The sequence below is a fragment of the Brevibacterium siliguriense genome, assembly GCF_900105315.1.
GTDB lineage: Bacteria > Actinomycetota > Actinomycetes > Actinomycetales > Brevibacteriaceae > Brevibacterium > Brevibacterium siliguriense.
This window is the reverse complement of record NZ_LT629766.1, coordinates 44,782-62,976: the sequence shown is the minus strand read 5'-3', so window position 1 is coordinate 62,976 and position 18,195 is coordinate 44,782. Positions and strand designations below refer to the sequence as shown.

General features: G+C 63.0%; 15 protein-coding genes. 11 read left to right on the top strand and 4 right to left on the bottom strand.

The genetic code is table 11. The features are described 5' to 3' along the window. Nucleotides 1–41 precede the first annotated feature (41 nt). Nucleotides 42–1,412 (top strand): branched-chain amino acid transport system II carrier protein, encoded by a 1,371-nt coding sequence (locus tag BLU88_RS00260; RefSeq protein ID WP_092009002.1) that lies wholly within the window; start codon nt 42–44, stop codon nt 1,410–1,412. Nucleotides 1,413–1,463: 51 nt separating this feature from the next. Then, nucleotides 1,464–3,104, top strand: coding sequence for an amidohydrolase (locus tag BLU88_RS00255; RefSeq protein WP_092009001.1), 1,641 nt, complete (start codon nt 1,464–1,466; stop codon nt 3,102–3,104). Between the two features lie 71 nt (nt 3,105–3,175). Here BLU88_RS00255 and BLU88_RS00250 read toward each other — a convergent pair whose 3' ends face one another. Next, nucleotides 3,176–3,448: a helix-turn-helix domain-containing protein gene (locus BLU88_RS00250; RefSeq protein WP_092009000.1), complete on the bottom strand. Its 273-nt coding sequence runs from the start codon at nt 3,446–3,448 to the stop codon at nt 3,176–3,178. Between the two features lie 505 nt (nt 3,449–3,953). Here BLU88_RS00250 and BLU88_RS00245 point away from each other — a divergent pair. After that, the gene (locus BLU88_RS00245) at nt 3,954–5,225 is read left to right on the top strand and encodes an MFS transporter (protein ID WP_092008999.1); all 1,272 of its coding nucleotides are present in this window, start codon (nt 3,954–3,956) and stop codon (nt 5,223–5,225) included. Between the two features lie 131 nt (nt 5,226–5,356). On the opposite strand, the gene BLU88_RS00240 is transcribed toward BLU88_RS00245, so the two are convergent. Beyond that, nucleotides 5,357–6,277 carry a sulfite exporter TauE/SafE family protein gene (locus BLU88_RS00240; RefSeq protein ID WP_092008997.1) on the bottom strand — a complete coding sequence of 307 codons (921 nt, stop codon included), beginning with the start codon at nt 6,275–6,277 and terminating at the stop codon, nt 5,357–5,359. Nucleotides 6,278–6,583: 306 nt separating this feature from the next. On the opposite strand from BLU88_RS00240, the gene BLU88_RS00235 reads away from it, so the two are divergent. The 8 genes from BLU88_RS00235 (at nt 6,584) to BLU88_RS00200 (ending at nt 15,208) form a co-directional block, all read left to right on the top strand. Next, a complete protein-coding gene (locus tag BLU88_RS00235; protein WP_231939503.1) occupies nt 6,584–7,579 on the top strand; it encodes a sirohydrochlorin chelatase in 996 nt (331 codons plus the stop codon). A gap of 129 nt (nt 7,580–7,708) precedes the next feature. Next, entirely contained in the window at nt 7,709–9,436 is a 1,728-nt protein-coding gene (locus BLU88_RS00230) for a nitrite/sulfite reductase (RefSeq protein WP_092008996.1), read from the top strand. Continuing rightward, nucleotides 9,433–10,239 carry a phosphoadenylyl-sulfate reductase gene (locus tag BLU88_RS00225; protein WP_092008995.1) on the top strand — a complete coding sequence of 269 codons (807 nt, stop codon included), beginning with the start codon at nt 9,433–9,435 and terminating at the stop codon, nt 10,237–10,239. The genes BLU88_RS00230 and BLU88_RS00225 overlap by 4 nt, the downstream gene beginning before the upstream one ends. Next, complete coding sequence (cysD, locus tag BLU88_RS00220; protein WP_092008994.1) at nt 10,236–11,183, top strand: sulfate adenylyltransferase subunit CysD; 948 nt, start codon at nt 10,236–10,238, stop codon at nt 11,181–11,183. The genes BLU88_RS00225 and cysD overlap by 4 nt, the downstream gene beginning before the upstream one ends. Continuing rightward, on the top strand, nt 11,183–12,559 hold the full coding sequence (locus tag BLU88_RS00215) for a sulfate adenylyltransferase subunit 1 (RefSeq protein ID WP_092008993.1): 1,377 nt from the start codon (nt 11,183–11,185) through the stop codon (nt 12,557–12,559). The genes cysD and BLU88_RS00215 overlap by 1 nt, the downstream gene beginning before the upstream one ends. Further along, entirely contained in the window at nt 12,556–13,383 is an 828-nt protein-coding gene (gene cobA / locus BLU88_RS00210) for a uroporphyrinogen-III C-methyltransferase (RefSeq protein WP_092008992.1), read from the top strand. The genes BLU88_RS00215 and cobA overlap by 4 nt, the downstream gene beginning before the upstream one ends. After that, entirely contained in the window at nt 13,380–13,706 is a 327-nt protein-coding gene (gene fdxA, locus BLU88_RS00205; RefSeq protein WP_092008991.1) for a ferredoxin, read from the top strand. The genes cobA and fdxA overlap by 4 nt, the downstream gene beginning before the upstream one ends. A gap of 92 nt (nt 13,707–13,798) precedes the next feature. Next, a complete protein-coding gene (locus BLU88_RS00200; RefSeq protein WP_092008990.1) occupies nt 13,799–15,208 on the top strand; it encodes an FAD-dependent oxidoreductase in 1,410 nt (469 codons plus the stop codon). 1,354 nt (nt 15,209–16,562) lie between these two features. Here BLU88_RS00200 and BLU88_RS00190 read toward each other — a convergent pair. Then, the gene (locus BLU88_RS00190; RefSeq protein ID WP_092008988.1) at nt 16,563–17,360 is read right to left on the bottom strand and encodes an SDR family NAD(P)-dependent oxidoreductase; all 798 of its coding nucleotides are present in this window, start codon (nt 17,358–17,360) and stop codon (nt 16,563–16,565) included. 87 nt (nt 17,361–17,447) lie between these two features. Then, nucleotides 17,448–18,191 carry a FadR/GntR family transcriptional regulator gene (locus BLU88_RS00185; protein ID WP_092008987.1) on the bottom strand — a complete coding sequence of 248 codons (744 nt, stop codon included), beginning with the start codon at nt 18,189–18,191 and terminating at the stop codon, nt 17,448–17,450. Nucleotides 18,192–18,195 lie beyond the last annotated feature (4 nt).

Genomic DNA, 18,195 nt, shown 5'->3' with positions numbered 1-18,195 from the left:
TTCCGGAATCTCAGACTGGCCCGGCTGGCGAGGGCTGACATATGAGATCGGTCCTCAACCGGAAAGTCGTGATCGTCGGATTCGCGATGTTCGCAATATTCTTCGGCGCAGGTAACCTCATCTTTCCGCCGCATATCGGGCTGCAGGCCGGCGAGAACTGGCCAATCGCTCTGGTGGGATTGACAATCGCAGGTGTCAGTCTGCCGATCCTCGCAATTGTCGCGGTCGCCAACGCCGGCAGCCCTGAGCGCCTCTTCCGTCCATACGCGCGGTGGTTCCATCCGGTCTTCATGGCGACCTTGCTCTATACGGGTTCCGTGGCGACGATCATTCCCCGCACAGGTGCCACCGCCTACGAATCGGGTGTGAAAGTTCTCCTCCCCGGCGCAGATGATTCCGTGGCCGAACCGGTGACAATTGTCGTATTCTTCCTCATCGTCGCTGCATTGGCGTTGAGCAAGAATAAGGTCATCGACCGGATCGGCAAATACCTGACACCCGCACTGCTTGTGCTTCTTCTGATCATCGTCGGTCTCGCGGTTCTGCGACCGATGGGCACTCCTGAAGCGGGAGTCGCAGATCCATTCCGGACGTCATTCATCACTTCGTATCAAACCGGCGATGTGGCGACGGGACTGCTGACCGGTGGGATATTCATCGCCGCACTGGCCGCCCACGGCTATTCCACCCCAGAAGCACGGACAAAGCCTCTGATGGCGGCGGCCGGGATCGCCTTCGTGGGCCTGTTCGTCGTCTATGGAGGCCTGGAGTATCTCGGAGCTCAAGGGTCAGCAACCTACCCTGCTGATACGGATGAGACGGTACTGCTCAACGGTGTGGTCGCCGACCTCGGAGGTAGCCTCGCCACCGTGGCGCTCGCCGTTGCGGTCCTGTTCGCGACTTTGACGACTGCAGCCGGGATGGCCACAGTGATCGCTGAATTCACTGAGGGGCTCACTCGCGGCCGTCTCCGGTTCGGCGTGACGATCGCCATCACCACGGTGATCTTCATCGTGCAGGCGCTCGGGGGAGTGTCCTACATCATCACTTTCAGCACACCGTTCCTTTTGGTGTTCTATCCAGCGATGATCGTCACAGTGATCCTCGGTCTGTTGAAGCCCGTCATCCCCAACGACGGGGTCTGGAAGGGTGCATTGCTTGGGGCTCTGCTGCTGGGGCTTTACGATTCCGTGGAATTCATCTGCGCACAAATGGGCTCGCAGCTGCCAGGTGGGATCGTGCGCATTCATCACATGATCCCACTCGCCGAGAACGGGTTCGGGTGGATACTGCCTGCTCTTCTCGGCGCATTCATCGGTGGTCTCATCTGGCGCATCTGTGCCCTGCCGAACGCAGAAGAGGAATCGGAAGAGGCGCCGGATGGGGCAGTGGCAGAGCCGGCGAAGAGCTGATTCGGCTCCAGCAGAGATATCCGAAAACAGAGCTGAGGACAAGGTGAACAGATGTTCGATGTCATGTATGTCAATGGTCGTTTCCACACCCAAGAACCTTCGCGGCCGTTGGTTCGGAATCTCGGAGTTCATCGGGGACAGGTGATCAGCGTCGACGATGAGCTCGACGCAAGCCATTTCGTCCGTGTCATCGATCTGCACGGTGCTGCGGTGGTTCCGGGGTTCAATGATGCTCATTGTCACCTGAGCCATGTGGGCGAGAGCTCCATGCAATTGGATTTGGGGCCGAAGCAGGTGCGGAGCCTCGATTCCCTCCTGTCAGCAGTCCGCGAGGCTGCAGAGCACGCGCCGGCGGGGGACTGGGTGATCGGTGCCGGATATGATCAGCATTACCTGGGCGGTGAACATCCGACTGCAGAGCAGCTCGACGCCGTATCGATGGGGCACCCGGTGTACCTGATCCACGTTTCCCGACACATGGCCACAGCGAATACCGCAGCTTTTGAACGCGCCGGATTCGTGCAGCGGCGGATCGTCGAGGTTCCCGAGGGCGGAGCCGTTCCGGTCGATTCCGAGGGCCGAGCGGTCGGTGTGCTGCAGGAAACCGCGCGGTCACTGATCCACGATCATATCCCTGAGAAGTCCGCCGAGGAGGTGGCGCGACTGGTTGCACGAGGCTCGGATGAACTGCTGCGACGGGGAATCACGTCGATCACCGAGCCGGGCATCGGTGCTCCGGAGCATATCGGTATGTCACGCTTCGATCTCGCCGGCTTCCAGCTCGCGCGAGACCGGGGAGACTTGGGCGTCAGGGCAACCGTGATGCCCTATATCACCACACTTCATCCGCTCGATGCGGCCGTTGTGGACGGATATCGCCTCCAGACTCTCGACCTGGGACTGCGCTCTGGGATGGGAGACGAGTTCCTCAGGATCGGCCCGACCAAAGTGCTTACGGACGGTTCTCTGCTCGGCCGCAGCGCATTCATGAAGGACGAATACACCTCGCCCGAGGGGGCCGCCGGTTTTCTGCAGTTCCCCCAACAGACGCTCAGAGAGAAGCTGATCGGAGCACACCTGGCTGGCTGGCAGCTGGCGATGCACGCAATCGGTGATGCGGCGCTCGATGTGGTCATGGATATCGTCGCCGAGGCTCAGCGTCTGAAACCGAGACCTGATGCCCGGCATCGAGTTGAGCACGCCGCAATGAGCAGCAATCGGCAGATCGCCCGGATGTCAGACCTCGGTCTCATCCCGGTTCCCCAGGGACGTTTCATCCGCGATCTGGGCGACGGAGTCTGTGCGGCTGTCGGAGCCGGGCGGAGCCCTTTGGTCTACCGTGTGCGGGGATTCCTTGACGCGGGGATGCCGATTCCGGCATCGACGGACGCACCGGTGGTCGATGCCGACCCGATCGAGAACATTGCGGCTCTCGTCGACCGCACTACCGAAAGCGGCGCAGTGCTCACCGAATCCGAGTGCCTGTCAGTTTCGGAGGCAATCCGGGCTTATACAGTCAATAGCGCTCATGCTGTTCACGAGGAGAAGATCAAGGGAAAACTGATTCCGGGCCAGCTCGCGGACTTCGCGGTGCTGTCACAGGATCTCTATGAGGTTCCCACCACCGAGATCGCGAATACGCAGATTCGTGCGACGGTCGTCGGCGGAAATGTGGTCTACGGAGAAGTCTGATGCCGCGCCCGTCCGCCCGGGAGTGACGTCACCCTGCGCGACTCCTCCCCGGGGCGGTCGTGGTGGCCGTGTCAGCGCTCGCGCCGCAAGTCGGTCGGTGTCACCTCATGCTCCGCTTTGAACGCGCGCAACAGCCAGGCCGAATCGTGATTTCCCCACACTGCACCGATCTCAGCGATGGTTCTGTCGGCGAGTTCCGGCTGCTGAAGATCATGACGGACTCCGTCCAAACGCACCTGCCGGACGATCTTCACCGGCCCCAGCCTCAGTCGGTCGCCGCCGATGACGATTCCCGGTTCAGCGAGGCTCGTCAGCCCGTATGAAATCGTCGGTTCGGATGCCAAGCGGAGATTCGCGATATTCTCCTCCGCGACGTTTCCGCAGCGGTCAATCGGATCTCGGTGCCAGCATTCTCTTGCAGCAGACCGAGAGACCGAGCTTGAGGACGCTCGAGATCCCCCGTCGAGAAGTTGCCGTGCCAGATGCTGTCGACCTTCATAGGTGCTGTCCTTTGCTCGCAGGGACCGCCGTGTGTAACGGATGCACAAGTCGTGTGTGTCCCACCACCCCAGAGAACCGCTGAGCAGAACTTCAAATACCTCTTTGGTGACTCTCTCATGCTTCTGCGGTATGGATCCCGCAGTCCGCGATCTGTGATGGCGGCCCCCGCAGACGTGCGGCAGAGACCGAGGATTCGCTGTTGCCAACCAATTGTTGAGACGTGGTCCTGACGCAGTCGCGTGCAGTATTAGACTCGGATGCTGACAGATGAGCGTGCCCGCGGGCCGCAACAACCCCGGACGGCGAGCAAAGGCGCATGCGTCCTCGAGCAAGCAATTGAGGCATGCAATGAGTGAGACGATCGAGGTTTCCCGCGAAGACAAGTCGCGGGCCCGCAAGGCCGTAGTTGCGGCCGGACTGGGCAACGCCCTCGAATGGTATGACATCATCCTCTTCGGGTTCATGGCCACCTCGATCACCGCGGTCTTCTACCCGGGCGACGGCCTGTCCGCGCAGCTGATGACCTGGGCGACCTTCGCCATCACCTTCGTCGTCCGTCCGCTCGGCGCAATTCTCATCGGCCGCTACTCGGACAAGCACGGACGCAAGTCGGCCCTGTCGCTGACGATCGGTCTGATGACGCTCGGTGTGTTCATCATCGTCGTCCTGCCCGGCGAAGCGACCATCGGCATCTGGGGAGCGATCGGTCTTATCATCGCCCGCATCATCCAGGGCATCTCCGCCGGCGGCGAATTCGGATCCGCCACCGCCTTCCTCACCGAGAACGCCAAGCGCGGCAAGGCCTACTACGCCTCCTTCCAAACTGCGACCCAGGGCATCTCGATGTTCCTCGCCGCCGGAGTCTCGTGGATCTTCAGCTCGACACTGAGTGAAGAGGCACTGCACTCGTGGGGCTGGCGCGTGGCCTTCGCACTCGGCCTATTCATCGGTCCTGTCGGCTGGTACATCCGCTCGAAGATGGATGACACTCCTGAGTTCAAGGCCGCCGAGAAGACCGACAATCCGCTCCGCGTCCTCCTCGGCGAGAACTTCGGTCGTCTGTTCTCAGCGTTCCTCATCATCGCGATGGCCACGATCTCGGTCTACCTCATCACTTTCCTGCCGCAGTTCGCCGTCACCAACCTCGGCCTCGACGCTTGGGCAGCATTCCCCGGCGCCGTCGTCGCCGGCGTCATCACCCTCATCGGAGCCCCGTTCGCCGGCCGTTTGGCCGACCGAGTGGGCCCGACGACCGTGATGATCCCGACGACCATCGTCGGCATCATCGTTGCGTGGCCGATGTTCATCCTCCTGACCGCGAACCCCTCGATCGGCGTCCTCACCTTGTGCGAGGCGATCGTCGGCCTGTTCATGGTCTTCTACTTCGGACCGATGCCGGCGCTGCTGTCCGATCTGTTCCCCGTCAAGGTGCGCAGCTCCGGCATGACTATCGCCTACAGCTTCGGTGTCGCGATCTTCGGTGGCTTCGCCCCGCTTATCCTCACCGCCCTGCTCGGCGCGACGGGTCTGCTGACCGTGCCCGGCTTCTACTACGCCGGACTGTCGCTGCTCTCGCTCATCGGCGTAATCACGGCCCGGAAGCTCTACAGCCAGCGCTGACCTGACGCCGAACTCCGCCGATCAACGCAAAACTGGGAAAAGCACGTCTCTGGAGACGTGCTTTTCCCAGTTTTGCGTGGATTGAGGGAGGTAGACGGTGCCAAGGGGCCGCGAACCGCGCCCGCCGGGGCTCAGCGACCGACGGTCGCCTCGGACCCGGCTTCCGCCGCGGCTTCCTCGGCCTTCCGGGTCTTCGCGGTCGCCCGCTCGACGCGCACGACGTGAGCGAGCAGGCCGAACCAGACGAGAGCCAGGCCGGCGACCGACAGCCACACCGAGGAATCCGAGAGCCCGAAGGCGAGCAGGATGGTGCGGACGTTCGTGAGGATGATGATTCCGCCCGCGGCGACCGCCAGCACCTTGGCCGGCAGCAGCTTCACCAGCCACGCGGCAAAGGGTGCTGCGATGACACCGCCGACGAGCAGCGCCGCCACGATTGTCCACTCGATGCCCTGTGACCCGAGCGCGATGAGGAACCCGAGCGAACCGCCGACGGCCACGACGAACTCGCTCGTATCGATCGACCCGACGACCTTCCGCGGTTCCAAACGTCCTGATGAGAGCAGCGTTGTCGTGCCGACCGGTCCCCAGCCGCCCCCGCCGACCGCGTCGAGCGTCCCGCCGACGAGCCCGATCGGGACGAGCATCGTCGCGCTCGGCCGCGACTTGAACGTCGGACGCGCACCGCCGAGTGCGAGGAATCGCCAGACGACATAGACGCCGAGAGCCAGCAGGATTCCTGAGATCCACGGGGTCGCAGCCTCCCCGTCCAGGCTGGCGAGGAGCGTCGACCCTGCGATCGCCCCGACGAACCCGGGACCGGCGAGAATCGCGACGGTCCGCCAGTCGACATTGCCGAACTTGTGGTGCGAGATCCCCGACATCAACGTCGTCCCCAATTCGGAGAAGTGCACCGCCGCCGAGGCGGCCGCAGGTGCCGTACCCGCCGCCAGCAGCAGCGTGGTTGAGGTGACCCCATAGGCCATGCCCAAGGACCCGTCGATGAGCTGAGCGATGAGACCGACGATCCCGAGGACGATGAGCTGACGCATGTGCTTGCCTTTCGTAAATGAAGCGAAGGAGGAGGCGCGGAAGGTGGACAAGACGCCGAAACTGCGGACGGTGCCAGGAGCGCAATGACGCGTTGACAACACACACTAGCGAAACTGTTGAGCAGAATGGAAAACTGCTGGCAATTCTACGAACTCGGTCGCCGTATGTCGAAAGATGACGCGAAGTGGCGAAATGTCGCTGATGAACAGCATGTGTGCAGCGTTGAGGCCGATGGGTTACGCTGTGCGAATGCATTCAATCGTGACGATCCCACCTCTCCGCAGTCGCGCAGTCGTTGAGCAATCGTGCTGTTCGGTTTCCTCGGTGGCTCCGCCACCCGCGGCGAGCCGGATGCGGGTGGCCGCGCACACGGTGCAGAGAATCGTGGCGGAGCGTGCACGGTGACTGCGCTGCCGTCGGTGGGGCTGATCTCCCACGGAACCTCATCGCCCACCGGGCAGGTCCTCATCGAGGTGCTCGCGGCCGAGGTCGCCACAGACCTGCGCATTCGTGGGATTGCCGACGAGGTCATGCTCGGGCATGTGGACGTCCAGAAGCCCGATGTCGATGAGGTGATCGCCCGACTGCCCGCCGACCGTCCGGTGATCCTCGTGCCGCTTCTGCTCTCGCCGGGATATCACGTCCATGTCGACCTCGCCGAGGCGGCTGACCGTGCCGAGCGGATGCCCCCGAACGGGGACGGTGAACCGGGCTTCGGGCCGCGACGTGTCCGACGGGCGCCCACGCTGGGACCGGATCCGAGGCTTGCGGAGATCCTCGCCGATCGGCTTCCGGCGCTGAGTGACAACGATGGCGTCATCCTTGCCGCTGCCGGCTCGAGCGACGAACGGGCGAACGAGGCCTGCTGTGAGATGGGCAGGCTGCTGGCGGCGAAGCTCGAGCGTCCCGTCGAGGTCGGATTCCTCGCCGGTGCCGGAGTGCCGTTGAGGGACCGTGTCGAGGAGGCGCGGAGCCGCGGAGCCCGCCCCGTGCTCGCGAACTACCTGCTGGCCCCGGGATTCTTCGACGACCTTGCCCGCAAGCTCGTCGACGGTGGCACTGCAAGCATCGGCAGCGTGAGTGGTGGCAGTGCGAGCATCGGCAACGCGAAGAGTGGTGATGCAGGCGGCGGACCCGCAGGCGTCCTCGCTCCGCCGCTGCTCACCGGTGGCGGAAGTGCTTCCGCCGTTCCGCCCCAGCTCGTCGACATCGTCCGCGATCGAGTCCGCGAAGGCATTCGCGCCCACGGCCACGCACACGCCCGAACCCATCAGGTCGCGCCGGAAATGCTCAGCGCCTGACCACACCCACGGCAGACCGTGACGCCATATGTCATTCCATGACACAATCACCTCCGGTGAGTTGTTGAGCAATTCGGCATTCATGTAGCGTGATTCATCACTGGTTCCCCTCAGCGTTTGGAGACGGCAATGTCCACTCAGGTGGAAGAGAACACGGAAACAGCAGGTAAACGAGCCGCAAAGCGGCCCGTCCGCCAGAAGAAGTCCAATGGGCAGTGGAAGATCGACGGCCATGAACCGTTGAACAAAAACGAGAACGATAAGGCCGAAGACAACGGCCTCAACGTTCGCGCCCGGATTGAGACCATCTACGCCAAGCGCGGATTCTCTTCGATCGACTCCGACGACCTGCACGGCCGCTTCCGCTGGTGGGGTCTGTACACCCAGCGCAAACCGGGTATCGACGGCGGTCGCACCGCGAAGCTCGAGCCGCATGAGCTCGAAGACGAATACTTCATGCTCCGCATCCGCATCGACGGCGGCAAGCTCACCACCGAACAGCTGCGGGTCATCGCGGACATCTCCAACGAATTCGCCCGGGGCACCGCCGACCTCACCGACCGGCAGAACATCCAACTCCATTGGGTCGAGATCGAGAGCATGCCGGGGATCTGGCGCCGCCTCGAAGCCGTCGGCCTGCAGACGACCGAAGCCTGCGGCGACGTCCCCCGAGTCATCCTCGGCTCACCCGTGGCCGGCATCGCCGCCGACGAACTCATCGACCCGACCCCGGCAATCGAAGAGATCTCACGCCGCTACATCGGGGATGAGTCACTGGCGAACCTGCCGCGCAAATACAAGACCGCGATCACCGGCCACCCCAGCCAGGACGTCGTCCACGAGATCAACGACTGCTCCTTCGTCGCCGTCGACCACCCCGACCACGGCGTCGGCTACGACCTGTGGGTCGGCGGCGCCCTGTCCGTCGTCCCCCGCTTCGCCGAACGCCTCGGCGCGTGGGTCGCCCCCGACCAGGTCGTCGACACGTGGCTCGGCGTCACCCAGATCTTCCGTGACTACGGCTATCGCCGCCTGCGCAACAAGGCCCGCCTGAAGTTCCTGCTCGCCGACTGGGGTCCGGAGAAGTTCCGCGAAGTCCTCGAAACCGAATACCTCGGATTCAAGCTCGCCGACGGACCGGCACCGGCCAAACCGATCACCGCCGGCGACCACGTCGGCGTGCACAAACAGGCCGACGGCCGCTACTACATCGGCGTCACCCTCATCGCAGGCCGCGCCTCGGGCACCCTGCTCGGACAGCTCGTCGACCTCGCCGAGAAGTACGGATCCACTCGGCTGCGCACCACCCCGCACCAGAAGGTCCTGCTGCTCGACATCGACGAAGCCGATGTCGATGACGTCGTCGCCGGCCTCGATGCGCTCGGCCTGTCGAGCCGCAAGGACCTCTTCCGTCGCTCGACGATCGCGTGCACCGGCATCGAATTCTGCAAACTCGCCATCGTCGAGACCAAGCAGACCGCCGCCGACGCCGTCGAGAAGCTCGAAGCCCGCCTCGCCGACATCGAGGAGCTGCCTCACCCGATCAGCTTCCACCTCAACGGCTGCCCGAACTCCTGCGCCCGCATCCAGACCGCCGACATCGGGCTGAAGGGGCAGATCGTCACCACCGACGAAGGCGAACAGGTTCCCGGATTCCAGGTCCACGTCGGCGGAGGCTTGGCCTCGAAAGACCGCGACGAAGCCGGACTCGGTCGCACCGTCCGCGGACTCAAGGTCACCGCGGAGAACCTCACCGAGTACGTCGAAACCCTCGTCCGTCGCTTCCTCGCCGGACGTGGGGAGACCGAGACGTTCTCTGAATGGGCCAACCGCGTCGACGAAGAGGAGCTGAAATGACCCACACGAACACGACCGCAGCCCCCACCGAGGCGGCCACCACCGCGACCGGTTCCCCGACCGAAACACGGTCCCGACCGGAACCGCGTCCCGTCGAGGAACTCAAGGCCCTCGCCGAGGCGGGTGCCCGGGAACTCGCCGGCGACCCGGAGAACGGTGTTCCCGAGGCCAACCCGGCCGACGTCATCCGCTGGGTGTCCCGGCACTTCGACACCGCGGCCTGCGCCGTGGCCTGCTCGATGGCCGACGCCGCCCTGCCGCACTACGTCGCCCAGTACCAGCCCGGCGTCGACGTCCTCTTCCTCGACACCGGCTACCACTTCCGGGAAACCTATGACACCCGCAACGAGGTGGCCCGCCGTGTCGACGTCCACATCGTCGACGTCCTCCCGGAGCAGACCGTGGAAGAGCAGGACGCCGAATTCGGCAAGGACCTCTTCGCCCGCGACCCAGGCCTGTGCTGCGCCCGCCGCAAGGTCGCACCACTGAAGAAATCGTTGAACGGCTACGAACTCTGGTTCACCGGAGTTCGCCGTGACGAGGCTCCGACCCGGACGAACACACCGCTGATCACCTTCGATGAGAAGAACGGCCTGGTTAAGGTCAACCCCCTGGCCGCGTGGTCGTTCGATGACCTCCTCGACTACTCGCGCGCCTTCGACGTCCCGGTCAACCCGCTGCTTGACCAGGGGTACCCGTCGATCGGCTGCCAGCCCTGCACTCGCCCCGTCGCCGAAGGGGAAGACCCCCGCGCCGGCCGCTGGGCCGGATCGACCAAAACAGAATGCGGACTCCACACATGAGCATCGACACCCAGTTCAGCCACGACACCCCCACCACCGAGGCGGCTTCGACCTCGCTGTCCACCCTCGACGTCCTCGAATCCGAAGCGATCCACATCATCCGTGAGGTCGCCGCCGAGTTCGAACGCCCCGTGCTGCTGTTCTCCGGCGGCAAGGACTCCGTGACGGTCCTCCACCTCGCGGCGAAGGCGTTCTGGCCGGCGAAGATCCCGTTCGGACTCCTCCACGTCGACACCGGACACAACTTCGACGAGATCATCCGCTTCCGCGACGAGACGGCCGAGAAGTACGACCTCGACCTCACGGTGGCGAAGGTCCAGGACTACATCGACGACGGTCGCCTGCGCGAACGCCCCGACGGAACCCGCAACACCCTGCAGACCCAGCCGCTGCTCGACGCCATCACCGGCGGGAAGTTCGACGCCGTCTTCGGCGGTGCCCGCCGCGACGAGGACAAGGCCCGGGCGAAGGAACGCATCCTGTCCCTGCGCGACGAATTCGGCGGCTGGAACCCCAGCAGCCAGCGCCCCGAACTGTGGAACCTCTTCAACGGACGCCACCTGCCCGGCGAACACGTCCGCGTGTTCCCGATCTCGAACTTCACCGAACTCGACGTGTGGAGCTACATCGCCCGCGAAGGCATCGAACTGCCCGAGCTCTACTTCGCCCACGAACGCGAAGTCTTCCAACGCGACGGCATGTGGTGGGCCACAGGCGAATTCTCCACCCCACGCGAGGACGAGACCGTGACGACCAAGAAGGTCCGCTACCGCACCGTCGGGGATATGAGCTGCACCGGAGCCGTCGAATCGACGGCAGATGACCTCGAGTCCATCCTCGCCGAGGTGGCCGCCACCACTGTGACCGAGCGCGGAGCCACTCGCGCCGACGACCGGATCTCGGCCGCGGCGATGGAAGACCGCAAGAAGGACGGGTACTTCTGATGACGACCACAACCACCACCGAAACAACCACCACCGAGGCGACGCCGACGTTGGACACTACGACGAAGACGCTGCTGCGCTTCGCCACCGCCGGATCCGTCGACGACGGCAAATCCACGCTCGTCGGCCGGCTCCTCCACGATGCGAAGGCGATCCTCGCCGACCAGCTCGCCGCCGTGACCGCCACCAGCCGGGAACGCGGATTCCTGGGAGGTGAGTTCGACTTCGCTCTGCTCACCGACGGTCTGCGGGCCGAACGAGAACAGGGCATCACCATCGACGTCGCCTACCGGTACTTCGCCACCGACCGTCGCTCGTTCATCCTCGCCGACTGCCCTGGACACGTGCAGTACACGCGCAACATGGTCACCGGAGCCTCGACCGCCGATGCCGTCGTCGTCCTCATCGACGCCCGCACCGGAGCCACTGAGCAGACCCGCCGGCACCTCACCGTCGTCTCCCGACTGGGCATCCGCCACGTCATCATCGCCGTCAACAAGATCGATCTGATCGATTACGAACAGGAGGCGATCGAGACCGTCGAGAACGACATCAAGTCACTCGCCGACGAGATCGGCCTCGAGACCCCGCACCTCATTCCGATCTCCGCCCTGGCCGGGGACAATATCGCCACCACCTCGGACAACACTCCCTGGTATCAGGGGCCGGCGCTGCTCGAACTCCTCGAGACCCTGCCGAGCGCGGACGAAGACACCGCCGACCTCGAAGCATTCCGCCTCGACGTGCAGACCGTGCTCCGTCCGCAAGGGGGACTGGCACCGGGACTCGACCCCGAGGAATTCCGGGACTACCGGGCCGTGGCCGGACAGATCACGGCCGGGCGGGTCAGCCTCGGCGATGAGATCGAGATCCACCCTGCCGGGCTGAAAACGACGGTGACCGGAATCGATACCGCCAGCGGACCGCTCACGACCGCGAGTGCGCCGCTGTCGGTGGCACTGCGTCTGGCCGATGACGTCGATACCGCCCGTGGCAGCGTCATCGCGGCGGCCGGCACCCTGCCCACCCCGCGCCGGGAACTGCGCGCCGAGGTCTTCCCGTTCACGGCCGAGGGCCTGCGCACGGGGGATCGGGTGCTCGTCAAGACGGGGACGACGACCGTGAAGGGGATCGTCAGCATCGAGGCCAAACGCAACCTCGAGACCTCCGGGCTGGAGCCCGCCGAGGTGCTCGCCGGCAACGACATCGGCCTGGCCCGGGTGAAGCTGTCAGCCGAGCTGCCGGTCCCGGATTTCCGCGACCACGGCACGGCGGGAGCTTTCGTCGTCATCGACCCGCAGACGGGAAATACGCTCGCCGCGGGAATCCACACCCCCGCATCAGCAGGGGAAGCAACCGAGGAACCGACGTCATGACACTCTTCCTCCCCCAGCAGCCAGGCACCGTGCTGCTCGTCGGTGCCGGACCGGGCGACCTCGGACTGCTCACCGTCACCGGTCTGCGCGCATTGGAACGTGCCGATGTCATCGTCGCCGACCGCCTCGGCGCCAGATCGGTCATCGACCAGCTTGAAACCGAACGCGGTGCACACCTGGACGCCCAACTCATCGATGTCGGGAAGCAGCCGGGGCACCATCCGGTGCCGCAGAGCGGGATCAACGACATCCTCATCACACAGGCGAAGCTCGGCCGTCGGGTCGTCCGCCTCAAGGGCGGGGATCCGTTCGTCCTCGGACGTGGGGGAGAGGAGGTCATCGCCTGCCGGGCCGCCGGAGTCGATGTCCGCGTCGTCCCCGGGGTGACCAGCGCGAACTCCGTGCCCGCGGTCGCCGGAATCCCGCTGACCCACCGAGGTGTCGCCACCGCATACACCGTCGTGACCGGTCACGACCAGTTGGAGGAGATCGGCGGGGGACGCGACCACACCGTCGTCGTGCTCATGGGAGTGGGCACACTCATCCACTCGGCCGGGGTGCTCGCCCGCTCGGGGCGCGGGGACGACTGCCCGGTCGCAATCGTCGAAGACGGCTTCGGTGAGAACCAGCGGGTGACCGTCGGAACCCTCGGAGACATCGCCTTCCGCGCGGCTCGCCGAGGCGTCCGGTCACCGGCCGTCATCGTCGCCGGTGATGTCGTGACCCTGAGCCCCTACGCCGATGGTGCGTTCACCTCGGCAACTGAGCCTGTGGCGACCGAGACTGCGGCAGCGCACGCATCCGACCTCGTGAGGAATCCATGACCTATATCATCGCCCAGCCGTGCGTGGATCTTAAGGACCGAGCCTGCATCGAGGAATGCCCGGTCGACTGCATCTACGAAGGCACCCGCTCCCTCTACATCCATCCCGACGAATGCGTCGACTGCGGGGCGTGCGAACCCGTGTGCCCCGTCGAGGCGATCTTCTACGAAGACGATGTGCCCGACGAATGGGAGGCCTACTACAAGGCGAACGTCGAGTTCTTCGACGATATCGGCTCCCCGGGCGGTGCGGCCGCCCACGGGGTCGTCGACAAAGACCATCCCTTCATCGCCGCTCTGGCACCGCAGAACACCGACGACTGACCAGCAGCGAGTCCTCGCTGACCTAAGACGAGCAACTTCTCTCAACTAAGACGAGCGACACTTCGCTCACCTACGACTGATCAAGGAAACTCATGCCCACCATCCCATTCCGAGTGGCCATCATCGGCGCCGGTCCCGCTGGCATCTACGCCGCCGACTTGCTGACCAAGGCCGAACATGACCTGGAACTGAGCATTGACCTGTTCGAACGGCTGCCCTCACCCTTCGGGCTCGTCCGCTACGGGGTCGCCCCCGACCATCCGCGGATCAAGGGCATCATCAATGCGCTCATCAAGGTCCTCGACCGCGGCGACATCCGCTTGTTCGGCAACGTCGAATACGGGGCCGACATCAACCTCGGCGAGCTCACCGACCGCTACGATGCGGTGATCTTCTCCACCGGCTGCTTCGTCGACGCACCGCTGTCGCTGCCCGGCATCGACCTGCCGGGTTCCTACGGGGCGGCCGACTTCGTCAACTGGTACGACGCGCATCCCGATGTCGCCCAGACCTGGCCGCTGGAGGCGGAGAAGGTCGCGGTGCTCGGCAACGGCAACGTCGCCCTCGACGTGGCCCGGGTGCTCGCGAAGCAGGCCGATGACCTGCACACCACGGAGATCCCCGACCACGTCTATGAGGGGCTGAAGTCCTCGAAGGTCACCGATGTCCACGTGTTCGGACGGCGTGGCCCTGCGCAGGCGAAGTTCACTCCGCTCGAGCTGCGTGAGCTCGGTCAGGTCGAAGACGTCGACATCATCGTCTACCCAGAAGACTACGAATTCGATCAGGGGTCGCTCGAGGCCATCGAGTCGAGCAATCAGGTCAAGCAGGTGACGAAGACGCTCACCGGCTTTGCGATGCGGGAGGAGACCGGGGCGAAGCGGCGACTGCACCTGCACTTCCTCCACGCACCGGTGGCCATCCTCGGCGAGGATCGGGTGACCGGTCTGCGCACGGAACGTCAGGAACTCGACGGGACCGGTGGCGTCAACGGTACCGGGGACTTCCACGACTGGGACATCGATGCCGTGTACCGGGCCGTCGGCTATGCGGGTACGCAGCTGCCGCAGCTGCCCTTCGACGAGGGTAAGAAGGTCATCACGAATCACGAAGGACGCGTCGTCGACGCCGATGATCAGGCTCAGGCCGCCGAGGCGGACGTCGTCCCCGGCGTGTACACGACCGGATGGATCAAGCGCGGCCCCGTCGGGCTCATCGGCCATACGAAGGGCGATGCGCTCGAGACGATCGGGCACATCCTCGACGATCAGGCCGCCGGGGCGCTCACCGAGCCTCTATACCCGGAGGAGTCCTCGATCGTCGAACTGCTCGAATCGAAGGGCGTCGACTTCACGGATTGGGAGGGCTATCACCGGCTCGAGGCTGCGGAGAAGGCCCTCGGTGAGGCTGAGGGCCGGGAACGCGTGAAGATCGCGACCCGTGAGGCCATGCTCGCCGAGGCACGGGCCCACCTGACAGCGGACGCGAACGCCGGGAGCTGAGACCGCGCGCATCACACATAATGAGCCGAAAAGAATTTTCACCGGATCTGGAGCCGCAGGAGAGCATAATTGGTCCTGGTTTCCTTGGAAGCCTCCTTAGTTATTGCCCTGGAACTCGCCATGGCTCTGGCCGTCAAAGTTGCGTTGGTCACCGGAACGATAATCAATGATCTGGACGTCGATAGACATTAGGTCTGGACCAATGTTGTTCACAGTGATATTTGCCGAGTTGCCTGGGCTTCCATCCGTGCGGGTGAAGCTGCGGATTAGCAGAGTGCCAAAAACGTTGCCACGTGAGTCCTTCCGCAAGTTGTTCAAAGCATGCTCTGCAGCGGGAACAATAATGGTGAAGGAGCAGAAGCTAGCTTCGCCATCTTCGTAGGTGCCGTTCCGCTCGTTTTACACGCGTGGAAAGTGCGCAATGCGTCCATTTGCGAAGGTCTTGCCGGCGCCAACTACGCGCGGTTCAAAGTCTTCAACAAGTCGTGCAGCTGGAACTGCAAAGGGTAGTGCTATGAGCCAAAGTAAATGTCCCTTTCAAACAATTGAGGCGGTGTTGCCTCTGAAGTACGTGAGCTCTCGACGAAGGATCGTTGGCTGAACTCAACGACTACCGTGTCGGCGATATTTGGATGGCCAAGCCATTGCTGGTCACCTGTGAGTTGCACAGGTTTAACTACACAACCACAGGATTGGAAGCTCTAACAATGGGCGCTGTGATGGCCCTCGTAAGTGGCACCCGGACTCACATGCATGTATCGTGCAAGGATCAGGTCTATGAACAAGATCAACTGCCGGGCCTCGGTCGCGTCCTTAAGCGGCGAGAGCTCGGGCGACTCTTATGAGTTGTCGTTAGAACTCAGAATGGCTGTTTGGCAGTCAACAGATCGTGATGGTTACCAGCCACGTCGGCATCTGGCATGATTCTGGCGTTAGTGTTCGGCACACTCTTTATAGCGTGAAAGCGTCACGGCAAGCCTAAACGAGGTCTAGGTGACGGCCTTCTCCACCTTGACTACCTGTTGAACCAGGCTCTCTTGACCGGAATCCCGTCTTTTCTGATCGCCAATTCCCGGTCGCATTGCAGGTTCAGTGACGCCTGCACATCACGCATAGATTAAAACTAACTACACCCGACTGTGGGCGCTAGAAAGGGCACATTCTTGACCAACTCACGGATTCTCAGACGCTTACAAGTGGTGGTCAGTCGATTTGGTCAGTGTGCCGCGAGCATTCACTACAAAGCTCACCGTCTCAGCACCAGAACGCTACCCGCCTGTCAGTCACAGGGTCGGAGGTGAATTCCTCTTCGCGCAATCGCTCAAGCTTGTTACAGCTCAGCCTACCCCTTGGCCTAAGCCCCGAGCCATCCTCCGTCAACGTTCAGCAATGTCCCGGTGACGTAGCTAGCGGCGTCTGACAGTAAGTACACGCAGGCGTTTCCGACGTCCATGGGGTCGCCAAGCTTCTTCTGTGGAATTCTCGCCATTATCCTTGCTTCGTCAGCGCGATTAGCTAAGAGGTCTTCGGTCATTTCGGTGGCGAAGTAACCGGGGCCAACAACGTTCGCTCGAATGCCGGCGGCTGCCCATTCCGCTGAAAAAGCACGCGCAGCTCCAACCAAGCCCGTTTTCGCCACCACATACGGCGAGATTCCTGGAAGCCCGATACTTGAGTTTAGCGAACCGATGAACACGTGCGAACCGACTCGTTGCTCACTCATTTGTTTCCGTGCGATCGAAGTGCTTAAAAAATACGGAGCATGGAGGTTCACGGTTTGGACACTTAGAAAATCTTCTGGGCTAATTTCCACCGCTGGCTTTCTCAGCTGTATTCCTGCGGCGTGCACGACGCCAGTGATAGGTGCACGTGCCGAAATATCATTTACTAGCTCGTCAACGTTTCCAAGCTGCCCGACGTCGGCGGGATGGGCATACGCTCGGGGCGAGAACATACCCGCATGTTCAAGTTGCTGGTTCAATTCATCTGCTGTTGTCTCCGCCTGTTTGGAATTGCGTGCAATGATCGTCACTGTTGCACCCGCGTGCGCAACCGCTGTAGAGATGGCCCGGCCAAGCCCTCGACTGCCGCCGGTTACGACAATGTGGGAGCCATCGAGTTGGAACGGAGTGCGCTGATTGGAAGAGGACATCGACTTCTTTCGTCTAAGTATTGGTTTGGTGGGGCGAACGTGAATGACTCTGCGAATGCTGTACGGGCAATCCGCTGCTCTGACAGGTCAAGCGGTGTGCAAACTGGTTAGAGAACCCTCCGAGACAAGTTTTGCCGCGGCGGCACTGACACGAGTGATGTGAGCTGCGGCGAGAGCCTGTGCACGGTCCGGATCCTTATCGGCAACAGCTTCTGCGATAGCCGCGTGCTCCGCGTGTGTCTTGGACTGTTCTGGCGCATAGCCGGCGCTGTTTTGGTAGGTCGAGGTCAAGATCTCATTGAAGGGCAGTGCCAGGTGAATAAAGAACGGATTCTGTGTCGCACGGGCCAAGGCAGTGTGAAAGCCGAGGTCGGCGGCGATGTAGTTGGCACGCGCTTCAGGCGAGTCTTCTGACAGTGGCTCGATTTGATCGACAAGGTTCTGAAGCTCGGCTACCGCTTCCGTTGGCCGGCGAAGCGCGGCGTATGCAGCCATATCCGGTTCAATAGCGCGTCGAACCTCGATTAGCTGCGAGAACGTACCACCGCCAAGGCGAAGCATTAACGCAATCTGGCCAGTCAGGTTCTTCTCGTTGAACGGCGCAACCTGCATGCCCCGTCTCGGGCGAATACTGACAACGCCGCGTGCCACAAGAATGCGCCCAGCTTCTCGAATCACGGTGCGGCTGACATCATACTCGTCAATTAGTTGCGGCTCTGTTGGGAGTTGATCACCTGGCTCCAAGTTCCTCGCCAAAATACTTGCCATGATGGAATCAGCAACTTGCTCTGAAAGTGGTCGCCGTGCAGCGACGGAGTCAAATGGGGACATTCTT